The organism is Brachybacterium sp. AOP42-C2-15, from assembly GCF_052377065.1.
In the GTDB taxonomy this organism is placed as follows: domain Bacteria; phylum Actinomycetota; class Actinomycetes; order Actinomycetales; family Dermabacteraceae; genus Brachybacterium.
The window spans coordinates 1-2,208 of record NZ_JBQSWK010000090.1 but is presented as its reverse complement, the minus strand read 5'-3'; the positions used below and the strand labels follow the sequence as shown (position 1 = coordinate 2,208).

The following is a 2,208-nucleotide window of genomic DNA, read 5'->3' as shown; positions in this document are numbered from 1 at the left end:
GATTTCGCCGGTGTGCCGGCCGTCGCGGGTCAGCTGACGGCGTGAGGCGATGACCCGTTCTCGGACCGGGCGCGGCCCTCGCCGCCACGCGATTCTATGGCCTGCCCAGCCTCTGACCGATGTCTCGACTCATCCGTCCCGGTGGACCTAGGGAGTCGAGCCCTAGGTCCACCCGAGATGGATAAGACATCGCTCAGGCTCTCACGGCGTCGCGCTACCTTGGGGACTTAGGCCCAGTCCTTGTGCGGCGACGTGCCGCCGATACCGGCGTTGAACGTATTCGTCGGATCGAGCTCCTTGAAGTGCTCTTCCATGGACTCCGGCAGCTTGTAGATGCGACCGTAGTTGTGCTCGGCGGGCAGCTTCGCGCCGCGCTCCTCCAGCAGGTGCTGGATGCGGTCGTGCAGCGCCTCGGGATCCACGCCCTGCTTGGCGACATAGTCCTGGTGCATCACATGGCAGAAGAAGTGCCCGTAATACGCCTTGACCTCAAGCTGGTCGTCGATCTCCTCCGGCAGCACCTCGAGCCAGTTCCAATCGTCGCGACGCAGGGCCACATCGATGGGGATGAGCCCTGCGATGTGCCGGCGCTTCAACGCGGCGTAGCGAGTGGCGGCACTGGCCGCGCCGAACCGGTTGAGCGACGCGCTCTTTTCTTCATCAGACGTGCAGATGAAGAACTCACCAGTGTGCTCGGGCTCTGCGAAGAACTCCTTGAGCATCTTCTCGCTCGCGGCCTTCTGCGACTCGCTGACGGTGAGCAGCAGGTGATGCTCGAAACGGTTGCGGTACTCCATCATGCGCTTGGGCAGCTGGTTGGGCAGCACGCTGAACATGGCTTGCGATACCGTGTCGGCGAAGGTCGGACCAATGCCGGGAATCTTCGAGAACAAGCCGTTGGCCCACGTCTTGAACGAGAACATGCGCGTCTGCAGCGCTGGACTCATGAACTTCAGGAAGACGAAGGTGTCTTTGCCGTACTTCTCGGCCAAGTCGAAGGCACTGCGGCCCATGTACTCACCAGAGATAGGCAGCGGCATGTCGGCTTCGAGGAACAACCGACGGATCTCTTCGAGCTCGTGCGTGTTGTTCGTGCCGATGTAAAATACGGTCGGGTGCACTTCGCGAGGGAAGGTGCGGGTGCGCACCGCGAACACCATCAGCTTGCCGGCCGAGCCGGAAGCCTCGAACAGGTACTCGGGGTTCGCATTGTAGCGAGCAGGCGAAGGCACGATCTTGCGCAAGTGCTCGGCGTACTCGGTCTCGTTCGAGTCTTCGGGAGCTGGGGTGACATCCTCGGGAGACCACTCGCCGCGCTGTAGACGGTCGAGTGCGACCTCAGGGTCGTCTCCGAGCGAGATGCCCAGGTGATTGACCAGCTCGACCTTGCCGTCGTCGTTGACGCGGGCGAAGATCGCTTCGCGCGTGAATGCCGGACCCTTGCGAATCTGGCTGCCGCCCGAGTTGTTCGCGATGCCGCCGATGACCGAGGCGCCGATTGATGTCGACCCGATCACCGAGTGCGGCTCGCGCTGGTGCTTGGCGAGCGCGTCGGTCAGGTGTGTCAGCGGGGTGCCCGCGAGCGAGATCGCCTCGCGCGCGTCGTTGATGAGGTGCACCTCATCGATGCGGTGAGTCGAGATGATCACAATGGGGCGATCGTAGTCTTGGAAGCCGGGGCCGGATCCACCAGTCAGGCCCGTGTTCGATGCCTGCGGGATGACGATGAGGTTGTTGTCGACGGATACCTGCAGCGCCCGCCACATCTCGACCAGCGTGCCGGGGCGCACCACGGCGAAGACTGGTCCTCCGCCGAATCGATAGCCTTTGCTGAATGGCATCGTGGCACGCTCAGAGGTCAGTACATGTTCGTCGCCGACGATTCTCTTGAACGCATCGATCGCTTCGTGCGAAGTCGTGGTGGTCTGTCCTGGTTGCGTCATCTCTAAGCTTCCTATATTCAGTTGCATCACAAGCGCGTCATGATGCTGAGGGGATGTCGCCTTGATCCGAGCTAGTCCGCGGTCGTTCATTTTTTGATGGGCGGGGAAACGAGCCAGGGGGACGACGTCTGCGACCGTCTGCCCGGAAGCTCGCTACGGCGTCCAAGGAGTGTGCGTATGCATGTGCATACGCGCATCCTCATTGTAGAAGATGCGCATCAGATAGTTTCGGACCGCGGTACTTTCGGACTCCGGTAGGTTCGGA

The 2,208-nt window shown here is 62.0% G+C and carries 1 protein-coding gene; it reads right to left on the bottom strand.

Translation table 11 applies throughout. The features are described from left to right. Positions 1-227: 227 nt before the first annotated feature. Entirely contained in the window at positions 228-1,943 is a 1,716-nt protein-coding gene (dld, locus tag ACT3SQ_RS19105; RefSeq protein WP_013161533.1) for a D-lactate dehydrogenase, read from the bottom strand. Between the last annotated feature and the right edge of the window lie 265 nt (positions 1,944-2,208).

What these genes read in the sequence shown, in the direction of transcription:
- dld (WP_013161533.1), bottom strand. Translation starts at nt 1,943, where the DNA reads ATGACGCAACCAGGACAGACCACCACGACTTCGCACGAAGCGATCGAT.